This is a genomic window from Pseudofrankia inefficax (genome assembly GCF_000166135.1).
Taxonomy (GTDB): Bacteria; Actinomycetota; Actinomycetes; order Frankiales; family Frankiaceae; genus Pseudofrankia; species Pseudofrankia inefficax.
In genome coordinates this window covers 3,169,473-3,188,338 of sequence record NC_014666.1, presented here as the reverse complement: position 1 = coordinate 3,188,338, position 18,866 = coordinate 3,169,473, and the positions used below count along the sequence as shown (strand labels likewise).

Annotated in this window: 19 protein-coding genes; 10 read left to right on the top strand and 9 right to left on the bottom strand. The window is 74.1% G+C overall.

What is annotated here, in order from left to right; translation table 11 throughout:
• Positions 1-507 precede the first annotated feature (507 nt).
• Positions 508-1,293, top strand: coding sequence for a class I SAM-dependent methyltransferase (locus tag FRAEUI1C_RS13010; RefSeq protein WP_013423762.1), 786 nt, complete (start codon positions 508-510; stop codon positions 1,291-1,293).
• 52 nt (positions 1,294-1,345) lie between these two features.
• On the opposite strand, the gene FRAEUI1C_RS13005 is transcribed toward FRAEUI1C_RS13010, so the two are convergent.
• From FRAEUI1C_RS13005 to FRAEUI1C_RS12980, 6 genes are all read right to left on the bottom strand, one after another.
• Positions 1,346-2,182: a helix-turn-helix domain-containing protein gene (locus FRAEUI1C_RS13005; RefSeq protein WP_013423761.1), complete on the bottom strand. Its 837-nt coding sequence runs from the start codon at positions 2,180-2,182 to the stop codon at positions 1,346-1,348.
• Positions 2,183-2,317: 135 nt separating this feature from the next.
• Positions 2,318-3,019: a M24 family metallopeptidase gene (locus FRAEUI1C_RS13000; protein ID WP_013423760.1), complete on the bottom strand. Its 702-nt coding sequence runs from the start codon at positions 3,017-3,019 to the stop codon at positions 2,318-2,320.
• Positions 3,020-3,099: 80 nt separating this feature from the next.
• Positions 3,100-4,167, bottom strand: coding sequence for an NAD(+)/NADH kinase (locus FRAEUI1C_RS12995; RefSeq protein ID WP_013423759.1), 1,068 nt, complete (start codon positions 4,165-4,167; stop codon positions 3,100-3,102).
• The gene (locus FRAEUI1C_RS12990) at positions 4,164-4,739 is read right to left on the bottom strand and encodes a DUF302 domain-containing protein (RefSeq protein ID WP_013423758.1); all 576 of its coding nucleotides are present in this window, start codon (positions 4,737-4,739) and stop codon (positions 4,164-4,166) included. Before FRAEUI1C_RS12990 ends, FRAEUI1C_RS12995 begins: the two co-directional genes overlap by 4 nt.
• A 36-nt stretch (positions 4,740-4,775) precedes the next feature.
• Positions 4,776-5,072 (bottom strand): hypothetical protein, encoded by a 297-nt coding sequence (locus FRAEUI1C_RS12985; RefSeq protein WP_013423757.1) that lies wholly within the window; start codon positions 5,070-5,072, stop codon positions 4,776-4,778.
• The gene (locus tag FRAEUI1C_RS12980) at positions 5,069-5,992 is read right to left on the bottom strand and encodes an alpha/beta fold hydrolase (protein WP_013423756.1); all 924 of its coding nucleotides are present in this window, start codon (positions 5,990-5,992) and stop codon (positions 5,069-5,071) included. Before FRAEUI1C_RS12980 ends, FRAEUI1C_RS12985 begins: the two co-directional genes overlap by 4 nt.
• 97 nt (positions 5,993-6,089) lie before the next feature.
• Here FRAEUI1C_RS12980 and FRAEUI1C_RS12975 point away from each other — a divergent pair, with 97 nt between their 5' ends.
• The 3 genes from FRAEUI1C_RS12975 to FRAEUI1C_RS12965 all read left to right on the top strand — a co-directional run bounded on the left by FRAEUI1C_RS12975 (position 6,090) and on the right by FRAEUI1C_RS12965 (position 10,462).
• On the top strand, positions 6,090-6,695 hold the full coding sequence (locus FRAEUI1C_RS12975) for a TetR/AcrR family transcriptional regulator (protein ID WP_013423755.1): 606 nt from the start codon (positions 6,090-6,092) through the stop codon (positions 6,693-6,695).
• A 114-nt stretch (positions 6,696-6,809) separates the two neighbouring features.
• The gene (locus tag FRAEUI1C_RS12970) at positions 6,810-9,464 is read left to right on the top strand and encodes an alpha/beta fold hydrolase (RefSeq protein WP_013423754.1); all 2,655 of its coding nucleotides are present in this window, start codon (positions 6,810-6,812) and stop codon (positions 9,462-9,464) included.
• Complete coding sequence (locus FRAEUI1C_RS12965) at positions 9,461-10,462, top strand: DUF2705 family protein (RefSeq protein WP_013423753.1); 1,002 nt, start codon at positions 9,461-9,463, stop codon at positions 10,460-10,462. The genes FRAEUI1C_RS12970 and FRAEUI1C_RS12965 overlap by 4 nt, the downstream gene beginning before the upstream one ends.
• 16 nt (positions 10,463-10,478) lie before the next feature.
• Here the strand turns inward: FRAEUI1C_RS12965 and FRAEUI1C_RS12960 are convergent, their stop codons facing one another.
• Positions 10,479-10,958, bottom strand: coding sequence for an RrF2 family transcriptional regulator (locus FRAEUI1C_RS12960; RefSeq protein WP_013423752.1), 480 nt, complete (start codon positions 10,956-10,958; stop codon positions 10,479-10,481).
• A 94-nt stretch (positions 10,959-11,052) separates the two neighbouring features.
• Here FRAEUI1C_RS12960 and FRAEUI1C_RS12955 point away from each other — a divergent pair, with 94 nt between their 5' ends.
• From FRAEUI1C_RS12955 to FRAEUI1C_RS12935, 5 genes are all read left to right on the top strand, one after another.
• On the top strand, positions 11,053-11,787 hold the full coding sequence (locus tag FRAEUI1C_RS12955; protein ID WP_013423751.1) for an SDR family oxidoreductase: 735 nt from the start codon (positions 11,053-11,055) through the stop codon (positions 11,785-11,787).
• 103 nt (positions 11,788-11,890) lie between these two features.
• A complete protein-coding gene (locus FRAEUI1C_RS12950; RefSeq protein ID WP_013423750.1) occupies positions 11,891-13,228 on the top strand; it encodes an NAD(P)/FAD-dependent oxidoreductase in 1,338 nt (445 codons plus the stop codon).
• An 84-nt stretch (positions 13,229-13,312) separates the two neighbouring features.
• Positions 13,313-14,263 carry an NAD-dependent epimerase/dehydratase family protein gene (locus tag FRAEUI1C_RS12945; RefSeq protein ID WP_013423749.1) on the top strand — a complete coding sequence of 317 codons (951 nt, stop codon included), beginning with the start codon at positions 13,313-13,315 and terminating at the stop codon, positions 14,261-14,263.
• 73 nt (positions 14,264-14,336) lie between these two features.
• Positions 14,337-15,020, top strand: coding sequence for a nitroreductase family protein (locus FRAEUI1C_RS12940; RefSeq protein WP_013423748.1), 684 nt, complete (start codon positions 14,337-14,339; stop codon positions 15,018-15,020).
• Positions 15,021-15,153: 133 nt separating this feature from the next.
• Complete coding sequence (locus FRAEUI1C_RS12935; protein WP_013423747.1) at positions 15,154-15,603, top strand: NUDIX domain-containing protein; 450 nt, start codon at positions 15,154-15,156, stop codon at positions 15,601-15,603.
• 25 nt (positions 15,604-15,628) lie between these two features.
• Here the strand turns inward: FRAEUI1C_RS12935 and FRAEUI1C_RS12930 are convergent, their stop codons facing one another.
• Positions 15,629-16,849 (bottom strand): low temperature requirement protein A, encoded by a 1,221-nt coding sequence (locus FRAEUI1C_RS12930; protein ID WP_041259254.1) that lies wholly within the window; start codon positions 16,847-16,849, stop codon positions 15,629-15,631.
• Positions 16,850-17,021: 172 nt separating this feature from the next.
• Here FRAEUI1C_RS12930 and FRAEUI1C_RS12925 point away from each other — a divergent pair, with 172 nt between their 5' ends.
• A complete protein-coding gene (locus FRAEUI1C_RS12925; protein WP_013423745.1) occupies positions 17,022-17,954 on the top strand; it encodes an NAD(P)H-binding protein in 933 nt (310 codons plus the stop codon).
• An 18-nt stretch (positions 17,955-17,972) separates the two neighbouring features.
• Here the strand turns inward: FRAEUI1C_RS12925 and FRAEUI1C_RS12920 are convergent, their stop codons facing one another.
• The gene (locus FRAEUI1C_RS12920) at positions 17,973-18,857 is read right to left on the bottom strand and encodes an oxidoreductase (protein ID WP_013423744.1); all 885 of its coding nucleotides are present in this window, start codon (positions 18,855-18,857) and stop codon (positions 17,973-17,975) included.
• Between the last annotated feature and the right edge of the window lie 9 nt (positions 18,858-18,866).

Genomic DNA, 18,866 nt, shown 5'->3' with positions numbered 1-18,866 from the left:
CCGCGCCGCCCGCAATCCACCGATTGCACTGGAACTCGGTCAGATCACTTGCCGAGGAAGACTAAAGAAGCAATCCAGTAAACACGCATCGCGCACGGGAATTCTCAACTGACGAATGCCTCCAGCGCGCTTTTCTAGATAGAGCGTCCTACCCTGCGGTCACTTGAGGTCTGGCCTCTTCGCCAAGCATCAGGGCCCAGTCAGAGTAGGGCTTGACGCGGCAGGCTTCGCCCAGGAAGGTCGCCCAGCGCCGGCCCTGACAGGCCCTTCGCGGGCCGGCTGCCTCAACAACGGCCCACCCTGGAGGCGGGGCTACCGCGAACGGCGGTCTTGCTGGTCCTCACGGTGGTGCAATCGATCCGACGCGTCGAGCCGGACCGGAGAGGCGGAGTTCCTGACGACCCACCGCGCGAGCGGTGGCGCGCACAACCTAGCGGGACCGTGCGGCCCACCCCCCGCCTCACCTCCGCCTACATGCGCACCATGACGATCTGATTGGTCTGAGCGATGGCTGGCGACCTGTTCACCGGAACCGCCGAGTACTACGCACGTCACCGGCCAGGCTATCCGCCCGCGTTCCTGGCCGAGATCGGCCAGCGACTCTCCCTCTCAGGGGCGGGACGGCTTCTAGACCTTGGTTGCGGGCCCGGCACGCTGGCGCTCGCTCTCGCCGGCCAGGTGGGCGAGGTCATCGGTGTCGACCCCGAACCCGACATGCTCGCGGAGGCGGCCCGACAGACGGACCTGGCCGGCATCCAGAATGTCCGATGGGTAAAGGCACACGCGGAGGACCTTGCCCCGGATCTCGGCGTGTTTCAGCTGGTGACGATGGGCCGGTCGTTCCACTGGATGCGGCAGGACCGGGTCCTGGAGTCACTCGCCGAGATGGTCGCTCCGGCGGGCGGACTGGCCATCGTCAATGACAGCTGCCTGGTCCGGCCCGAGACCGACTGGCAACGCTCCGTCGAGGCGATACAGGAGAAGTTCGTCGGAACCGTGGGCCGCGCGGGCAACGGCGTCCTCCTGCCGCCAGCGGAATCCATGGAAACCGTCCTGAGGCGATCCGCGTTCCGCCGCATCGACCGGATTGTCTACGAGTTCGAACGGCAGTGGACTGTCGAGCAGATCATCGGCTACATGTACTCGACTTCGGTTCCGATCAGGCGCCTGCTGGGCGACCGGCGCACCAGCTTCGAGAAGGAGATGACGGAGGTGCTGACCCGCCACTCCTCGGACCACAGGTTCACCGAGCCCGTCCGCCTCGCCGCGTACTTCGCCTTCCGCGAGGCCTGAACCCGCCACCGGGCCGGCTCGCGAGCCTGCCCCGATGTCCCGGGCAGCGCCGTCAGGCCGTCGGAGCGATCAGCTCGCCGAGCGGCGCCCCGCCCAGGGAGTGGACCTCGCGGGCGAGGTGAGCCTGGTCCGCGTAGCCGGCCTCGGCGGCCACGGCGGCGAAGGGCGTGCCACCGCGGGCGAGCGCCAGGGCGCGGCGGAAGCGGACGATCCGGGCGAGGGTCTTAGGCCCGTAGCCGACGGCGAGCTGGCAGCGGCGCAGGAGTTGGCGCTCGCTGAGCGCCGCGGTCCTGGCGACCTGGGCCACCGGTGCCCCTGCCCGGATGCTGGCGAGCGCCGACGGCGCCAGCAGATCTGCCAGGCCGTCGCGGCGGCCGCGGCGGACGATCTCGGCCTCGAACGTGGCCGCCGACGCGTCGGCGGCGGCGAGCCGCTCGGCCAGGCGGGCCGCCTCGGCCCGGCCCCAGATCTCCGCGAGCGGCACCCTGCGGTCGCGGACCTCGCTGGCCGGCACACCGATGTGTGCCGGGCCGACCGCCGAGTCGAACCGCAGGCCGAGGTGGACCACGCCCGGCCGCCAGAGCGTCACCGTCGCGGCGGTGTCCGGACCGGCGACGATGATCTGGCCGATGTCACCGAGCCCGGCCCGTGACCAGATCAGGTCCATGCAGCCGTCCGGCAGCACGCGGTGCGCCGCTGGCCCCGGACCGGCGGCTCCCGCCCCGATCGGGCCGGAGCCGCCCGCGCCATCGGCAACGCCCAGGCCACCGGGGGCGCTCGCGGCGGCCGAGCGGCCGGGTCCCGATCCGCCGGCTGGGCGTGCGCCACCGTCCGCGACGGCTCGCCATACCGTGGCCGCCACCGTCCTGGCCCGCCGTTCGTCGTACATCAATCCCGAAGCTACCCGGCGCGGGACCAGCCCTACCGTCTGAGGCCCGGGTTCCGGGCTGACCGGCCGGTCGCGGCCGGCCAGGCTCGGACTCAGCCTGGCCGGCCGCGGCGAGCGTCGAGCGGGGGCGAGCCCCTAGCCGAGGTCCAGCAACTCCTCGTGGAAGCCACCGATCTGGCGGTCCCGGTCGACGAGGTGGACCTCGAGGATCCAGTGGCACGGGCGGCCGGCCTGGTCCGTGCGGCGCATCGGCTTGTCGGAGCCGGGGGTGACATACAGCTCGATCTTGTTCCCCGGGATCCGGTCGTGCGGGAACTGCCCGATCAGGTGCCCGCCGATCGGGCCGCCGAACTCCCAGCCCGCCTGCTCGGCGAGCAGGGTGAGCTGGGCGAACAGCTGCTCGCCCGTGACGTCGGGGTGGGTCTCGAAGAACTCCCGGCCACCGTTCCAGACCTGGGGCAGCGCGTCCAGCAGCCGCTTCTTGACCGGGTCGTCGCCGACGACGTAGGTCCGCCCGAGGTCGGCCTCCCACTCCTCGAAGATCGGCCCGAGGTCGCAGAACACGATGTCGTCGGTGCCGATCGGGCGGTCGGGCGGGTTCTCGGCGTACGGGAGCAGCGTGTTCGGGCCGGCTCGCACGATGCGCTTGTGCCAGTGCCGGCTCACGCCGAACAGCCGCGCTGCCAGGTCGCGGATCGCGTCGCTGGCCTGTACCTCGGTCACGCCGGGCGCGAGCAGACCGCGCCGCTCGACGGCGGCGAACAGCTCGACGGCCTTGGCCTGCGCGTCCAGCAGCTTCGCGGCCCGCGGGTCGTCGTCCTCGGTCAGGTCGGTCACTCTCGAAAAGTAGCAACAGCGGGTCCGAACAGGCCCGAAAGCGGACAACGATTGGTCAGAGTCCAGCTCACCCGGGCGAGTCAGACCCGGTGGTCGCGAGCACCCAGCGCGTCGACGCCACCGGGCCTGACCGACCGACCGGGCAACTCGGCGGGCTGGCCGACCGGGGCGCTGGGCGGTGCCGCCTCCGCACCACCGGATACGACCGACCGACCGGTCAGCTCGCCAGGCTGGCCGGCGGGGGCGCTGGACGGTGCCGCCTCGACCTCGGCGGAGCCCATCAGCCGCAGCTTGCGCTGGGCGCGTTCGTAGAAGGTCATCCGGCCGAGCCGCACGACGTGCGCGGCGGCGGGCCGGGACCGCAGGCTGATGCTCGCGCCGGGCTCCACGTAGCCGCACACGTGGCCGTCGACCTCGACGGCGAGCCGGCCACTCGCCGGGAGGACCTCGAGAGCCAGGTCGTCCCGGACCGACAGGACGAGACCGCGGTTGAACGCGGAGTGCGGCGCCGCCGGGGTGACGAGAAGCGCCTCGACCGACGGGCTGACGATCGGCCCGCCCGCGGAGAAGCTGTAGGCCGTCGATCCGGTCGGGGTGGCGACGACGACCGCGTCGGCGGCGTAGCTGACGAACGGCCGGCCGTCGACGCGCAGGCAGACCGCGGCGCTGCCGCCGTGGCCGGGCACCCGCACGACCGCGACGTCGTTGAACGCGCTGACCGTCCGGCCGCACAGCTCGGCGTCGACCGCCAGGCGGGGCTCGGCCGTGTACCGACGCTGGTCGATCGCGCGCAGGGCCGCGGGAAGGTCGGGCACGTCGACCTCGGGCAGGAAGCCCAGCCGGCCGAGGTTGACGCCGAGCACGGGCGCCGGCCCGCCGTCGGCCAGCCGCATCGCCCGCAGCATGGTGCCGTCGCCACCAAGGCTCACGACCAGGTCGCTGCGCGCGCCCAGCTCCGGGGCGGACACCGGCAGGGCGGCGCACCGCAGCCGGCTGATCTCCTCGTCGACGCCCAGCACCTGGACGCCGCGGCCGGCGGCCCAGTCGAGGATGGCACCCACGGCGTCGGCGGAGTCGCGCCGCGGGTGCAGCACGATTCCGACCGTGCGCGGCGGGGTCGGGCTCGGGAGGCTCACCGGACGGGTCACGCCGGGAGGTCATCGGCCGTGAGCTCGCCCGGCGCCGGGACGCCGATCGCGTCGAGCAGCTGGGCCACCTTCCGGTCCAGCTCCAGGCCGACCGAGGCGATCCGCGGGTCGGTGAAGCTCCCGAGCTGGGCGCCGGGCCGGTCGATCCCGAAGCAGGCGGCGCCGTCCAGCCCGGTGTGGATCGTGACGCGCAGCGGCGCGTACAGCATGACGGCCGGGTCGTGGCGATACATGCGCGCGGCGATGGTCTGGTTGCCCATCAGGTACTCGACGCACCGCCAGGGGAGGCCCAGCGGGCTCATCATCGCCGTGACGTCGGCCTGCCAGAACCGCATGAAGCCATGCGGCGCGTTCTCGTCGGCGGCCGCGAGCACGTCGTCCCAACCGCGGCCGCTGTCCACGAGAGCCTCGAACCGGGCCAGTTCGAGGACGGGGACGGCGGCCTCGAACCGCGCCACGAACACGTCGTAGCCGAGTGAGGCGACGATCGTGAGCCGGCGGGCCTCGTAGGCCACGACCGTCGCCTCACTCAGGCCTCCCTGACTGAGGACTCCGTGTGCTCCTGTGCCCATCTGCGCCTCCGTCGTCCTGGGCCGCGCGGCCGGGGACTACCGGCTCGTCCGGGCCTCAGCAGTGCGCCGCCCGCGGGAGCCCGCGGGCGGCCAGAGCCAGCCCGACGGCGAGCGGAACGGTGAACCGCGCGCCGACGGGCCCTCGGGACCGGCGAACCCCAGCAGCGCGCCCACCCCGACCAGAGCGGCCTGCCACCAGGACACCGCCCGGGATGGCCACAGCGAGCCGCCCAGCAGAAGCATTCCCAGCAGGACGAGCAGGTAGACGAGCAGGTAAAGGAGGAACACCACGACGGTGGCCGCGCCGGCCGGGCAGACACCCGGCCGGGTCACGTGACCGGGTCCCACGCCAGGCCGGCGGCGACGCCCGGGGCTTCGGCGGTCGTGGCCACGATGTCGGCGACCAGGTCGGGCCACCGGTTCTCGGGGATCTCGTGGCCCATGTCCGGGTGGGTCCGCAGCCGCGCGCCGGGGATGGCCCGGGCGACGGCGCGGGCGCCGCCCGGGCGGATGATCGGGTCGTCCGCGCCGTAGAGGACGGTCGTCGGCACGCTGATCCGGCCCGGTTTCCAGCCGCGGGCCGCGCGGGCGGCGGCGAGCTGGCGGCGCTCCGCCCGCATGTCGTGCGGCCGGCGGTCATGGCAGCGCAGCCCCACCTCGCGCGCCCACTCCTCGTCGAACGGATGCCCGGGTGAGGCGAGGGCACGCGCCAGCGCGACCATCCGCTCCCCCGCGCCCTCCCGGGTCTCGGGGAAGCGTTTCCTGGCCATGCTGACGAACACCCCGTAGCGCAGGTGGAACAGCGTGCGGACGCCGACCGGCGGCAGGCAGCCGATCAGGCTCATGCTGCGGACCCGCCGTGGGTGGCGCACCGCCGCCAGCTGGGCGATCGCCGCGCCCATCGAGATCCCGACGACGTGCGCGGACGGCCAGCCCGCCGCGTCCATCACGGCCACCGCGTCGTCGGCGAACGCGGTGCCCTCGTACGGCGCCCGGCGCGACCGGCCCCGGGCCAGCGACGACCAGTGCGACGGCGCCGCCCGGTCGTCGAAGTGGGTGGACAGGCCCGAGTCGCGGTTGTCGAACCGGATCACCGAGAAGCCCTCGGCGGCCAGCGCGGCGCAGAACCCGTCCGGCCAGTCCAGCAGCTGGCCGCCGAGCCCGGTCACGAGCAGCAGCGGCTCACCGTCCGGCGCTCCGATCCGCTCGTACGCCAGCTCCACCGAGCCGTTGTGGGCATACGCGACGCTCACCGGTGACCTCCGATCGACCGAACCGATACGATCGTATCGTAACCCGGTTCCCGCGGCGAGTCGATACGCTTGTATCGCCTACGTGTCAGGAGGGCGTGTGCCCAGAGCTGTCGACCAGGAGGCACGTCGGCGCGACATCGCCGAGGCCGTGATGCGCCTCGTCGGCAGCCGCGGGCTCGCGGCGGCGAGCATCCGCGCGGTCGCCGCCGAGGCCGGCGTGTCCGTCGGCGCGGTCCAGCGCTGCTTCCACAGCAGGGAGGCGATGATGACGTTCACGCTGGGGCAGGTGAACGTCCGGCTGACCGAGCGTTTCCAGGCCCGGGTGGCGCGGCTGCCCGCGCCGGCCACGCCGCGCGACCTGCTGCGCGCCGTCCTGATCGAGCTGGTCCCGCTCGACGACGAGACCCGGGTCGAGGCGCGCGGCGGCCTCGCGTTCCTCGCGATGGCCGCCGAGGACGCCGCTCTCGCGCCCATCGTCCGCGACACCTGGTACGCGGGCGCACTCGACTTCTTCCGCCGTCAGCTGACCGCCCTGCACGACGCCGCCGGCCTCGCGCCCGGCACCGACCCCGAGCTGGCCGCGCACGAGACCCAGGTCCTCGTCGAGGGCCTGCGCGCCCCGCTCGTGCTGGGCCACCTCTCGCCCGACCAGGCCCGCGCGCTCCTGGACCAGCACCTGCACCGGCTCTTCGACGGCGCCTGACCCAAAGGGCCTCTCCCAGAAGGCTTCCCACCGACGCGACGGACGCCAGGAGGCCCCGGCCCGTTACGGTCGACACAGCCAGTCGCACGATCGCGCGAAGGGAGTGACCTCTCGGTGGCACGTGTGGGCTCGATCGGTGGTCGACGGCGGGGGCGCGCCGGATCCGGGCCGGCCGCGGTGCGGGCGTTCCTCACGGGCCGGCGCCGGCCCGCCGCCATCGCCGCGGCGGTGGTCCTGGCCGTGCTCGCCGCCCTGATCGCCGTGGCCGTGTCCCGCCCCGACGCCGCGATCCGCACCCAGTCCCGGTTCGTCACCGGCACCCCGGAGAACGGCGGGCGGGTGATGCTGGACACCACGCTCTACCTGCCGCGCTCGACGCCGGCGCCGGCGATCCTGCTCGCCCAGGGGTTCGGCGGCTCGAAGGACGACCTCGACACCGCGGCCCACGCCCTGGCGACCCACGGGTACGTCGTCCTCGCCTACACCGCGCGGGGCTTCGGCCGGTCGGGCGGGCTGGTCCACCTGGACGCGCCGGCCTACGAGGTCGCCGACGCTAGCAAGCTGGTCACCTACCTGGCGACGCTGCCCCAGGTACTCAAGGACTCCCCCGGCGACCCGCGGGTCGGGGTCGCCGGCTCGTCCTACGGCGGGGCGCTCGGGCTGCTGGCCGCCGCCCAGGACAAGCGCGTCGACGCCGTCGCCGCGGACATCACCTGGAACGACCTGTCGACCGCGCTGTTCCCGAACGCCGGTGCCACCGACCCCGGCGTCTTCAAGAAGCAGTGGGCCGGCGTGCTGTTCAGCTCCGCGGCTGGCCAGCAGCCCGGCGCGTGCGGCCGGTTCGCGCCGGACCTGTGCGCCGCCTACCAGCACGCGGCCACCACCGGGCAGAGCGACGGCGCGATGCTCTCGCTGCTGCGCGCGTCCAGCCCCGCGACCGTGCTCGACCGGATCACCGCCCCGACGGTGCTGATCCAGGGCGAGCAGGACTCGCTGTTCCCGCTCGGCCAGGCCGACGCGAACGCCCGCGGCCTGGCCGCCCACGGCACACCGGTCAAGGAGATCTGGCGCTCCGGCGGCCACGACGGGACGACGTCCGCCAAGGAGCTGGCCGGGTACGTCGCGGACTGGTTCGGCCCGGTCCTGCTGCGCCACGGGCAGCCCGACACGTCGTTCGAGGTCGCCGTGCCCGGCAGCGCCATCTCGACCGACACCGGGCAGGCCGTCGCGCGCACCCTGCGCGCCGACGACGCCACGACGAGCCGGCGGACGAGCCACCTCACCGTCGCGGGGCCGCCCCAGACCGTCTACGCGCCCGCCGGTGGCAGCCCGGCCGCCGTCACGTCCGTCCCGGGCCTGGGCGCGCTGCTGTCGACCGTGACCGCGCTCGGCGGGGCGACGGCGCCGCTGTCCGGGTCGGCGGGCCTCGCCACGATTCCCGGCCAGGTGGCGGCCTTCGCGTCCGCGCCACTGCCCAGGTCGATGCTCGTCGCCGGCTCCTCGACGATCACCATCCAGGTGGCCGCGCGGGGAGCGACGGACGCGACCCTGTTCGCGTCGCTCGCCGACCTGGACCCGGACGAGGGGCTGCGGCTGCCGAACGGCCTGGTGGCGCCGATCCACCTCACCGGGCTGCGACCGGGCGTCACGCGGACCGTGACCGTGACGCTGCCAGCCATCGTCACGTCGGTCCCGGCCGGCCACCGCCTCGTCGTCACCGTCGGCACCACCGACTCCGCCTACCAGCTGCCGACGTCGCCCCGCGCCTACACCGTCGCCCTGGACAACGCGTCGCTGCAGGGTGACCTCACGGTCGCCGGGATCGACGGGCGGACCGCGCGGGCCGGCGGCCTGCCATGGGGCTGGCTGCTGGCCGGCGTCGCGGCCATGGCGCTGCTGCTGGCCGGCGTTCTCGTGTCGGGCGCGCGGCGCCGGGCGCGGCGCGTCGTGGTGGACGAGCTGGCGGCGGTCCCGGTCGTGATCGACGGCCTGGTCAAGGAGTACGGCGACGGGTTCCGCGCGGTCGACGGGGTGAGCTTCCGGGTGGAGCGCGGCCAGGTCGTCGGGCTGCTGGGGCCGAACGGGGCCGGGAAGACCACCGCGCTGCGCGTCCTCATGGGGCTGATCAGGCCGACGGCCGGCACGGTCCACGTGTTCGGCGAGCGGGTGGAGGCCGGCGCGCCGGTGCTGTCCAAGGTCGGCCCGTTCATCGAGGGCCCGGGCCTGCTGCCGCACCTGTCGGGGCGGGACAACCTGCGCCTGTTCTGGGCCGCGACCGGCCGGCCGGCGCGGGACGCCCAGTTCGACGCAGCGTTGGAGATCGCCGGGCTCGGCACGTCGGTGGAACGGCGGGTCAAGACCTACAGCCAGGGCATGCGCCAGCGCCTGGCGATCGCGCAGGCCATGCTCGGGCTGCCCGAGCTGCTCGTCCTCGACGAGCCGACCAACGGCCTGGACCCGCCGCAGATCGCCGAGATGCGCGAGGTGCTGCGCCGCTACGCCGCGACGGGGCGCACGGTGGTGATCTCCAGCCATCTGCTCGCCGAGGTCGAACAGACCTGCACCCACGTCGTGGTCATGCACAAGGGGAAGCTGGTCGCGGCCGGGTCGGTGCGGGAGATCGTCGGCGCGGGGGCGCCGCGGCTCGTCGTCGACGACGCGGAGAAGGCGCGCCAGATCCTCGCCACCGCGGGGGTCAGCGCGCAGGTCACGCCGGCGCAGCGCTCGTTGGAGGAAGTGTTCCTCAGGATGGTCGGGGCGGATCAATGACAGTGCCACCCACGGACGCGCCGCCACCTACGGACGCGCCGCCAGCCACGGACTCGCTGCCACCCAGGGACGCGCTCGACGGCTTTCGGCCGCCGCCGACCCAGCGCGGCGCGCACGACCTGCTGATGGACGTCGCCGAGGCCCACGACAACGGCTTCCGGCCCGAGCGCACGCTGCGGGCCCGGGTCGAGTTCGTCCGCCAGCTGCGGCGCCGGCGGACCCTCTTCGTCGGGCTCATCCTGCTGCTGCTGCCGCTGGCGATCGCGCTCGCCTTCCAGGTCAGCTCGCCCGACTCGTCGTCACAGCAGGACAGCGGCAACTTCCAGGGGCAGCTGCTGGTGACCCTGGCGACGAAGGGCGCGATCAACTTCGCGCTGTTCACCGAGTCCGCCTCGGCCTCGTTCCTGCTCGTCGTGCTGGTCGCCCTGTTCTGCGGGGACACGGTGGCCAGCGAGGCGAGCTGGTCGTCGCTGCGGTACCTGCTCGCGATCCCGGTCCCCCGGCCGCGGCTACTGCGGCAGAAGCTGATCGTCGCCCTGTCGCTGAGCCTCAGCACGAACGTCCTGCTGCCCGGCTGGGCGCTGGTCGTCGGTGGGCTCTTCTTCGGGTGGGCGCGGGCGCAGTCCGGCACGGGCGGGTCCTTCACGACCGGGGAAGGGCTGACGAGGCTGCTGATCGTCGTGGCCTACGTGAGCCTGCAGTCGCTGCTGGTCGCGGCGCTCGCGTTCCTGCTCGGGGTGGTCACGGACGCCCCGCTGGGCGCCGTCGGCGGCGCGACCATGGTCATGGTCCTGTCGACCATCCTCGACTCGATCACCGCGCTGGACCCGTACCGCCGGTTCCTGCCCACCCACTTCCAGTACGCCTGGCTCGACGCCCTCGGACCCGACATCCAGTGGGACAACATGATGCGCGGCACCGGCGTCGCCCTGGTCTACTCGGCCGCGTTCTTCGCCCTCGCCTGGTGGCGGTTCCAGCGCAAGGACATCGTCAGCTAGCGCCACCCGGTTCGGGTCAGGCGCCCGCCGCCAGCCAGGCGCCGACCGAGCCCATCACGTCGGTGTCGTAGCCCTGGCCGACCATCCGCGCCAGGTCGGCGACCGAGACCTCGCGCAGCACGGCGCGCCAGGCCTGGTCGGCCGCGATCATGGTGCGCTTGATCGCGCACGGTGCGGCGCAGGCCTCCGGCGGCGCGGCCAGCGGGCCGCGCTGGCGGATCTCCGTGCACACGAACGTCGGCGCCGCGCCGTCGACCGCCTCGACGACGTCGAGAACCTTGATCTCCTCCGGCGGGCGGGTCAGCACGTAGCCGCCGGCCTTGCCCTGCACCGACTGGACCAGCCGCGCCCGGGACAGCGCCTGCAGCTGCTTGGCCAGGTAGGTCGCCGAGACCCCGTGCAGCTCGGCGAGGCGCGCCGCCGGCACCGGCTCGGCCGCGGCGGTCAGCACGACGCAGCAGTGCAGCGCCGTCTCGACCCCGCCGGACAACCTCACAAAGCCAGCGTATCGACAAACCCTTGACCCGGACAACAAGTGTCCGGGTATCGTGACCCGGACACGATGCATCCGAGTTTGGGAGGGGTAAGGCATGAAGATCACGGTTCTCGGCACCGGCCTCATCGGAGCACAGGTCGCGCGGGATCTCACGGCGGCGGGTCACGACGTCGCCGCGCACTCGCGCTCGACCGGGGTCGACCTGCTGACCGGCGCGGGGCTCGACGACGCCGTCCACGGCGCCGAGGTGGTCGTGGACGTGACCAACTCGCCGACCTTCGACGACGCGTCGCTGGAGTTCTTCCGTTCCTCCGTCACGCACCTGCTGGCTGCCGCGGCGAAGGCGGGCGCCAGCCACGTCGTCGCCCTGTCGATCGTCGGCGTCGACCAGGTGCCGGACCTGCCCTACTACCGGGCCAAGACGCTGCAGGAGGACCTGATCAAGGCGGGGCCGGTCCCCTACTCGATCGTGCGCGCCACCCAGTTCCACGAGTTCGTCCCCACGGTGCTCGACCTGACGACCGACGGCGACGTGGTGCGCCTCCCGGCCACGCCGATCCAGCCGATCGCCGCCGCCGAGGTCGCGGCCGCCGTCGCCGAGGTCGCCACCGGCGCGCCGCTGCGGGGCACCCGCGACCTCGGCGGCCCCGAGGTCTTCGCCCTCGACGAGCTGGGCCGGATCACCGTGGCCGCGACCGGCGACGGCCGCACGGTCGTCACCGACGACACGGCCGGGCTGTTCGCCCCCGTGAAGGGAGACGTCCTCACGACGGGCGAAGGCGCGCATCTGGCCACCACGCGCTACCGCGACTGGCTACGGTCGCGGTAGCCCGACCATCGCGCCGGGACGCGCGGCGCCGCGGCGAGCGGACCCGCGGCGCCGCCCGGACCGACGGGCCAGTGGATCCGACGGGCCAGTGGAGAGGACATCCGTGCGCCAGATCCTCATCGTCGGCGGTGGCTACGCCGGCTTCTACGCCGCCTGGCGGCTGGAGCGGAAACTGCGGTCGGGCGAGGCCGAGGTCACCCTGGTCGACCCCCGCCCCTACATGACCTACCAGCCGTTCCTGCCCGAGGTCATGGCCGGCTCGGTCGAGGCGCGGCACGCCGCCGTCTCGCTGCGCCGCCACCTGCGCCGCACCCGCGTCGTCGCCGCGACGGTGACCGCCGTCGACCACGCCCACCGGTCGGTCACCGTCCAGCTTCCCGACGGCGAGACCCGCGCCCTCGGCTACGACCTGATCGTCGTCACCGCCGGCGCGGTCACCCGGAAGATCCCGGTGCCGGGCATCGCGGAGCAGGCCATCGGCCTCAAGCACGTCGAGGAGGCCGTCGCGATCCGGGACCGGCTGCTCACCGCGTTCGACCGGGCCGCCGCGCTCGCGCCGGGACCCCGCCGCCAGCGCCTGCTGACGGTCGCCGTCGTGGGCGGCGGTTTCTCCGGGGTCGAGGCCTTCGGTGAGCTGCTGTCGCTGGCGACGGCGCTGCTGAAGCGCTACCCGGAGCTGCGCCGCGACGAGCTGCGGTTCCACCTCGTCGAGGCGTTCGGCCGGATCCTGCCGGAGGTCACCGACCGGCCGGGGCGGTGGGTGGTGCGCTCGCTGGAACGACGGGGCGCGCGGGTCCATCTGAACACCCAGGTCACGTCCGCGGTCGACGGCCACGTCGTGCTCTCCACCGGAGACGAGTTCGACGCCGAGCTGATCGTCTGGACGGCGGGCAACGGGGTGAACCCCGTCATCGGCAGGCACACCGACCTGCCCGTCGACGAGCGCGGCCTGGTCGTCGTCCGGCCGGACCTGCGCGTCGGCACGGAGAGCGACCCGGTGCCCGACGCGTGGGCGGCCGGCGACGACGCCGCGGTGCCCGACCTCGCCTCCCCCGTCGCGGGCGCGCACACGGTCGCCAACGCCCAGCACGCCTACCGGCAGGGGAAGCTGCTGGCCCGCAACGTCATCGCGACGCTGCGCGGCCGGGAGCCGAAGGCGTACGTCCACCACAGCCTGGGCACCGTCGCGACCCTCGGCATCGGCCGGGGTATCTTCCAGTACCGGCGCCTGGTCATCACCGGGCTGCCCGCCTGGCTCATGCACCGCGGCTACCACGTGCTGGCGATCCCCACCTGGGAACGCAAGGTCCGGGTCTTCGCGGTCTGGGCCACCGCGGCCCTGTTCGGCCGCGACATCCTCTCCCTCGCCGCCGTGCAGCGCCCCCGCGACGCCTTCGTCACCGGCGGCGAGCCGGCCGCCCTCCCGGCGGAGCCGGGCTGAGCCCGGACCTCCGGGGCCTTTTGGATCAAATATTCAAGAGGTGGCGGCCGTCCGCGCCCCAAACTAGGCTGCACGGTCCGTGAGATGCCACGACGGGCGATTACCGTGCTGACCGGCGAGAAGATCCTGATCACGGGCCCGGCGGGCCGGATCGCGTACGGGCTGGCCCGCTCGCTGGCGGCTGACAACGAGGTGTGGGGCATCGCCCGGTTCAGCGACCCGGACTCGCGCGCCAAGGTCGAGGCGCTCGGCGTGACGACCCGGGCCGTGGACCTCGCCGACGGCCCGCTAGACGCGCTGCCCACCGACTTCACCGTGCTGCTGCACCTGGCGGCCGACTTCAGCCCGGACGACTACGACCGGGCGATCCGGGTGAACGCCGAGGCGACCGGCCGGCTGCTGGAGCACTGCCGCCGGGCGCGGGCGGCGCTCGTGATGTCGACGGTCTCGACGTACAAGCCGCATCCGGACCCGTGGCACGCCTTCGCGGAGGGCGATCCGCTCGGGGACTCGATGGCGCCGCCGTCGGCCCCGTACTCGGTGTCCAAGATCGCCCAGGAGGCGGTGGCCCGGTACTGCGCCCGGTCGTTCGGCCTGCCGGTGACGATCGCCCGGATGGGCTGCGCCTACGGCGACCAGGGCGGCCTCCCGATCTGGCACCTGGCGGCGGTCGCGGCCGGCGAGCCCGTCCGGACCCGCTGGGACCCGATGCCGTACAGCCCGATCCACGACGACGACATCTGCGCGCAGGTCGAACCGCTGCTGGGTGCCGCGAGCGTGCCGGCGACGATCGTGAACTGGGCCGGCGACGACGCGGTGAGCGTCCAGCAGTGGGCGGCGTACTTCGGCGAGCTTCTCGGGGCCCCGGCCGAGGTCGCGGTCGAGCCGATCCCGGGCGCGTCTGTCGGCTCGGTGGGTGACCACACCCGCCGAGCCTCCATCACCGGCCCGTGCCGGGTCGGCTGGCGCGACGGCTTCCGCCGGGTCGCCCAGCAGCTGTTCCCGGACCGGCTGGCCGCCGTCGAGCCGAGATGATCGGCCTTGCCCCGGCGCCGGCGGGAAGAACGTCGGAGGCTGGTGGCGGCCTCGAAGAGAGCGGAGAAGCGACATGGAAGTGCACGAGGCGCTTTACACGACGCGGGCGATGCGCCGGGTGCGGCCGGACCCGATCCCGGCGGACGCCCAGGCCCGCATCCTCGACGCGGCCATCAGGGCGCCCAGCGGAGGCAACACGCAGGGCTGGCGGTTCCTCCTCGTCGACGACCCCGCGGTCAAGGGCCGGCTGGCGCCGCTCTACCGCAAGGCGCTGACGACCCTGTGGGAGACCTTCTACGCCGAGCGCCTCGCCGCGGCCCGAGCCACTCCCGACAGCGAGGACAGCGCCACCCTGCTGCGGATCCAGCGCTCGTCGGACTGGCTGGCCGACCACTTCGCCGAGGTGCCGCTGTTCCTGTTCGCGTTCGTGCAGCGTGACCCGACGGGCGGCTCCATCTACCCAGCCGTCTGGAACGCGCAGCTCGCCGCCAGGGCCGAGGGCATCGGGAGCTCGCTCACCAGCGTGCTCGGGGTCTTCGCGAAGGACGAGGTGCTGGAGATCCTCGAGGTTCCGCGCGACGAGGGGTGGATCAACGCCTGCTGCGTCAGCTTCGGCTACCCGACCGGGCGCTGGGGTGTCGCCGGCCGCCGCCCGGTCCACGAGGTGGCGGCGCGCAACAGCTGGACCGGCCCGCTGGGCTTCGAGGTGCCCGCCCCGCTCTGGCCGCCGGACGCGGGCCCCGCGGTGCCCCGGTAGGGGCGGCACGCGCGGTGCTGTCGGCGCGGCACGCGCGGTGCTGTCGGCGCGGCGCCGCGCGGGCGAGACCTTGCGCGCCGGGCGCCGGGTCGCCGAGCATCCTGGTGGGGATCACCCTGACTCTGGAGACCTCATGCCCCTGCCCCCGCCCACGCGTACCGAGATCAGCGCTCGGCTGCTCGTCCTGACCGGCGACCGGGCCCTGCTCGTCCGTCGCCGCGGGCAGGCCTGGTACTTCCTGCCCGGGGGCCCGGTCGGGCCCGGCGAGACCGTCGAGGCGGCGCTGCGGCGCCGGGCCGACGAGGAGGCCGGGCTCGACATCGACGCGGTCGACCTCGTCGGCTGCGCCGAGCACAGCTACCTCGCGGACGGCGTCCTGGTGCACGAGCTGAGCACCGTGTTCGCCGCCCGGCTGCCGTGGGGGGCCCAGATCATCAGCAACCGGCCCGACTTCCACCTCACCGCCGTCGCGCTCGACGAGCTGGCCGACCTGGAGCTGCGCCCGCCGGCCCTCACCGCGATGATCCACGGGTGGAGCCGGGACCACCGGCCACGCTGGCACACCGCCCTGCCGGCCGGCTGACGGCGCCGCCGAGCGCGCCGGCGGCTCAGCTGGCGGCCGAGCGGAAGTAGGCGAGCGGGTCGGCGGCGACGTCCCTGAGCCGGCCGGGCGTGCGCCAGGTGACGTACCCGGCGAGGGCGACCGCCCAGGCGGCGGTGGCCAGCACGACGCCGGTGGTCGAGATCAGCGGTCGCAGCAGGGCGAGGCAGACCGTCGCGGCGATGACCGCCGCCCGCAGCGGCGGGCCGACCCGCAGGGACCGGTTGGTGACCAGGCTCCGGGTGCCCTGCAGGTAGGCCGCGAGCCCGCCGGTGACGAACCAGACCGCGGCCGTCGGCGCCTCGCCGGACAGGACCAGGCTCACCCCGGCCGCCATCGTGAGCAGGGCGAAGGCCGGGCTCAGGTGACCGCCGGCATAGAGGCCGTACGCCAGCGACGGGTTGCCGCCCGACGCGCGCAGCACGGACTCGTTGATCGGCGCGGACGCGGTGAAGTAGATCCACCACAGGGCCGCCGCGAGCACCAGGCCGGCCAGCAGCCCGAGCCAGTACCGCGCGTCGTGGCCGGCGTCGGCGTCGACCGCCGAGCCGGCCACGGCCACCACCACCTCGCCCAACAGGATGATCATCATGAGGCCGAACCGCTCGGCCAGGTGGGCGGCGTCGACCCGGCGGGCCGGGTCGGCCGGCGGCCGGAGCATGGCCCGCAGCGCCTCGACCCGGCCGCGGCGGGGGCGCTCGCCCGCTCGTTGGCGCGTCCGGCCGGCGTCCCGCAGCAGCAGGACACCGGCCTCCTGGAGCAGGGCGAAGACCCACAGGGTGATCCGCGCCGGACCGGGCACGAACGCCGACCCGGCGAAGGCCACGGTGGAAAGGCCGTACCCGCCGGCCACCCATCGGGCCTGGCCGCCGGTGTGGGCGAAGGCCAGCGCGAGGACGAGCCGCACCCCGGCGAGGGCCAGCACGAACACCGTCCCGTGCCCGCCCGCGGCCGCGTGGGTCTCGACGGCGGCCACCGCGCACGGCAGCGTGCCGGCCAGCACGAACAGCCGCTGGGCCGCGCGGTCCTCGCCGTGGCGGTTGTAGAGGACGACGAAACCGACCCACGCCCACCACAGCGGGACGAACAGGCCGAGCGCGCGCCCGAAGCCGCTCCAGCGTGGGTCGACCTCCATGATGTGGGTCGTCTGGCCCACGGCGAACACGAAGATCAGGTCGAAGTACAGCTCGACCCAGGAGACACGCTTCCCCACCGTTTCCTCGGACACCGGCCTATTTGACCTGATGGCCCGACGGCCCGAATGCCCGGCCCGCGATCGCGGCGAGGCAGGGCCACGGCACCCGTCAGCGCGTCGGCGCCGGGTAGCCAACGGGCGACCCCGTTTCACCCGGGTGGGGCCGGGCACGCGGAAGGCGGGACGGGGAGCGGGGGAGGCGACGATGACGGGCCCGGATCCGATCCTTGTGACGGGCGCGGCCGGCGGACTCGGTGGCGTCGGCCGGACGGTGGTGGAGCTGCTGCTCGGGCGGGCGAGCACCGTCCGGGCGATGACCCACCGGGAGGACGAGCGGGCGCAGGCGCTGCGCGACCTCGGCGCCGAGGTCGTCGTCGGCGACCTCACCCGGCCGGAGGACCTCGCCCGCGCGCTGACCGGCTGCCGGCGGATGTACTTCGCCATGAGCGTCTCGCCGACGTATCTGGAGGCGGCGACGACCGTCGCCACGGTCTGCCGGGCCCTGGGCGGTCTGGACCGACTGGTCGCGATGTCGCAGCTCACGGTGTCCCGGATGACCGCGCTGCGGGTCGACGAGTCCAGCCAGCAGCGGCTGCACTGGCTGTCCGAACAGGTGCTCGACTGGTCCGGCCTGCCGGTGGCGCACGTCCGCCCGACGGTGTTCCTGGAGAACCCGATCTTCACAGGACTGGCCGCCGCGTCGATCCGTCAGGACGGGACGCTCGCGCTTCCGCTCGGCTCGGGCCGCACCTCGCCGGTCGCCGCCCACGACGTCGCCCGGGTCGTCGCGGCCCTGCTCGACGAGCCGCACCGCCACGAGGGCCACGTCTACGAGCTGACCGGTCCGGTCAGCCAGGACCTGACGGCGATCGCCGCGGAGTACTCCCGGGCGCTCGGGCGGCCGGTGCCCTACGTGGACGTGGCTCCCGGCTGGTGGGCCGAGTCCGTTCTGCCCACGGCCGGCCTGACCGCGCACGTCGGCCAGCACCTGGTCACGCTGGCGCGCATGCACCGGGAGAACCGTTTCGACCGTCATACCGACACGGTCGAGCAGGTCACCGGCACCCAGGCGCAGACCGTCGAGACCTACGTCGCCGCGCACCGGGACGAGTTCCTGCCGGTACCCGCCCACGCCTGAGCGTCGGCGGTCCGCGGGTCAGCCGGGCCCGTCGCTCGCGGACGCCAGCAGCGGCACGACCACGTCGCTGATCGGCGTCGGGATGCCGTGGGCCCGGCCGCGGCGCCCGATGACGGCGTTGCGGGTGTTCCATTCGAGCGGCCGGCCGGCCTCACGGTCGGCGAGGATGGAGGTCCCCAGGTCCGCCGGGTTGGCCTGGAAACTCTCGAGGATCTCCCGCGGCACCTCGTCGCCCAGGACCGCGCCTTCGGCCCGGGCGACCGCGAGGCACTCCCGCAGGTAGGCCAGGGACAGCTGGGCGACGTCCTCGCGGCCGAACATGCCGGACCGGCGGCCGCTGAGCACCATGAGCCCGGCGACCGCGTTCTGGAGCAGCTTGCGCCACGCCACGGACGGGAAGTCCACGGCCAGCTCGACCGAGCACCGTGTGCCGTCCAGCGCCGCGAGCACCACCTGGGCCGCGGGCAGGTCCGGCAGGGTCAGGCGGGCCGCGCCGCGCAGCCACACGGCACCGTCGGGCTGGGCCACAGCCGGGAACCACACGACGGCGGGCAGGACCGGGCAGCCGGGGACGTGGGGCGCGACGGTCGCCTCCTGCTCGACGCCGTTCTGCAGGACGCAGACGGTCGTCCCCGGCCGGCACAACGCCGCCAGCCACGGTGCCGCCGCGGCGACCTGGGTCGACTTGACCGCGAGGAAGACGAGGTCGACCGCCTCCTCGGTCCGCGCCGGATCGGTCCGCACGGGTCCCGGCACGACGACGACGCCGTCGGCGGCCCGCAGCTCCAGGTGCTCACGACCGGTGCGACCACACAGCAGCGGGGTGCGGCCGGCCTCGTGCAGCGCCGCCGCGACCGTGGTGCCGATCGCCCCGGGACCCACCACCGCGACCGTTGGATTCATGGACGTGTC

Bases quoted from the DNA above. Each gene is read 5' to 3' on its own strand.
- FRAEUI1C_RS13010 (WP_013423762.1), top strand. From the start codon at position 508: ATGGCTGGCGACCTGTTCACCGGAACCGCCGAGTACTACGCACGTCAC.
- FRAEUI1C_RS13005 (WP_013423761.1), bottom strand. From the start codon at position 2,182: ATGTACGACGAACGGCGGGCCAGGACGGTGGCGGCCACGGTATGGCGA.
- FRAEUI1C_RS12990 (WP_013423758.1), bottom strand. From the start codon at position 4,739: ATGGGCACAGGAGCACACGGAGTCCTCAGTCAGGGAGGCCTGAGTGAG.
- FRAEUI1C_RS12965 (WP_013423753.1), top strand. From the start codon at position 9,461: ATGACAGTGCCACCCACGGACGCGCCGCCACCTACGGACGCGCCGCCA.
- FRAEUI1C_RS12955 (WP_013423751.1), top strand. From the start codon at position 11,053: ATGAAGATCACGGTTCTCGGCACCGGCCTCATCGGAGCACAGGTCGCG.
- FRAEUI1C_RS12945 (WP_013423749.1), top strand. From the start codon at position 13,313: ATGCCACGACGGGCGATTACCGTGCTGACCGGCGAGAAGATCCTGATC.
- FRAEUI1C_RS12940 (WP_013423748.1), top strand. From the start codon at position 14,337: ATGGAAGTGCACGAGGCGCTTTACACGACGCGGGCGATGCGCCGGGTG.
- FRAEUI1C_RS12935 (WP_013423747.1), top strand. From the start codon at position 15,154: ATGCCCCTGCCCCCGCCCACGCGTACCGAGATCAGCGCTCGGCTGCTC.
- FRAEUI1C_RS12925 (WP_013423745.1), top strand. From the start codon at position 17,022: ATGACGGGCCCGGATCCGATCCTTGTGACGGGCGCGGCCGGCGGACTC.
- FRAEUI1C_RS12920 (WP_013423744.1), bottom strand. From the start codon at position 18,857: ATGAATCCAACGGTCGCGGTGGTGGGTCCCGGGGCGATCGGCACCACG.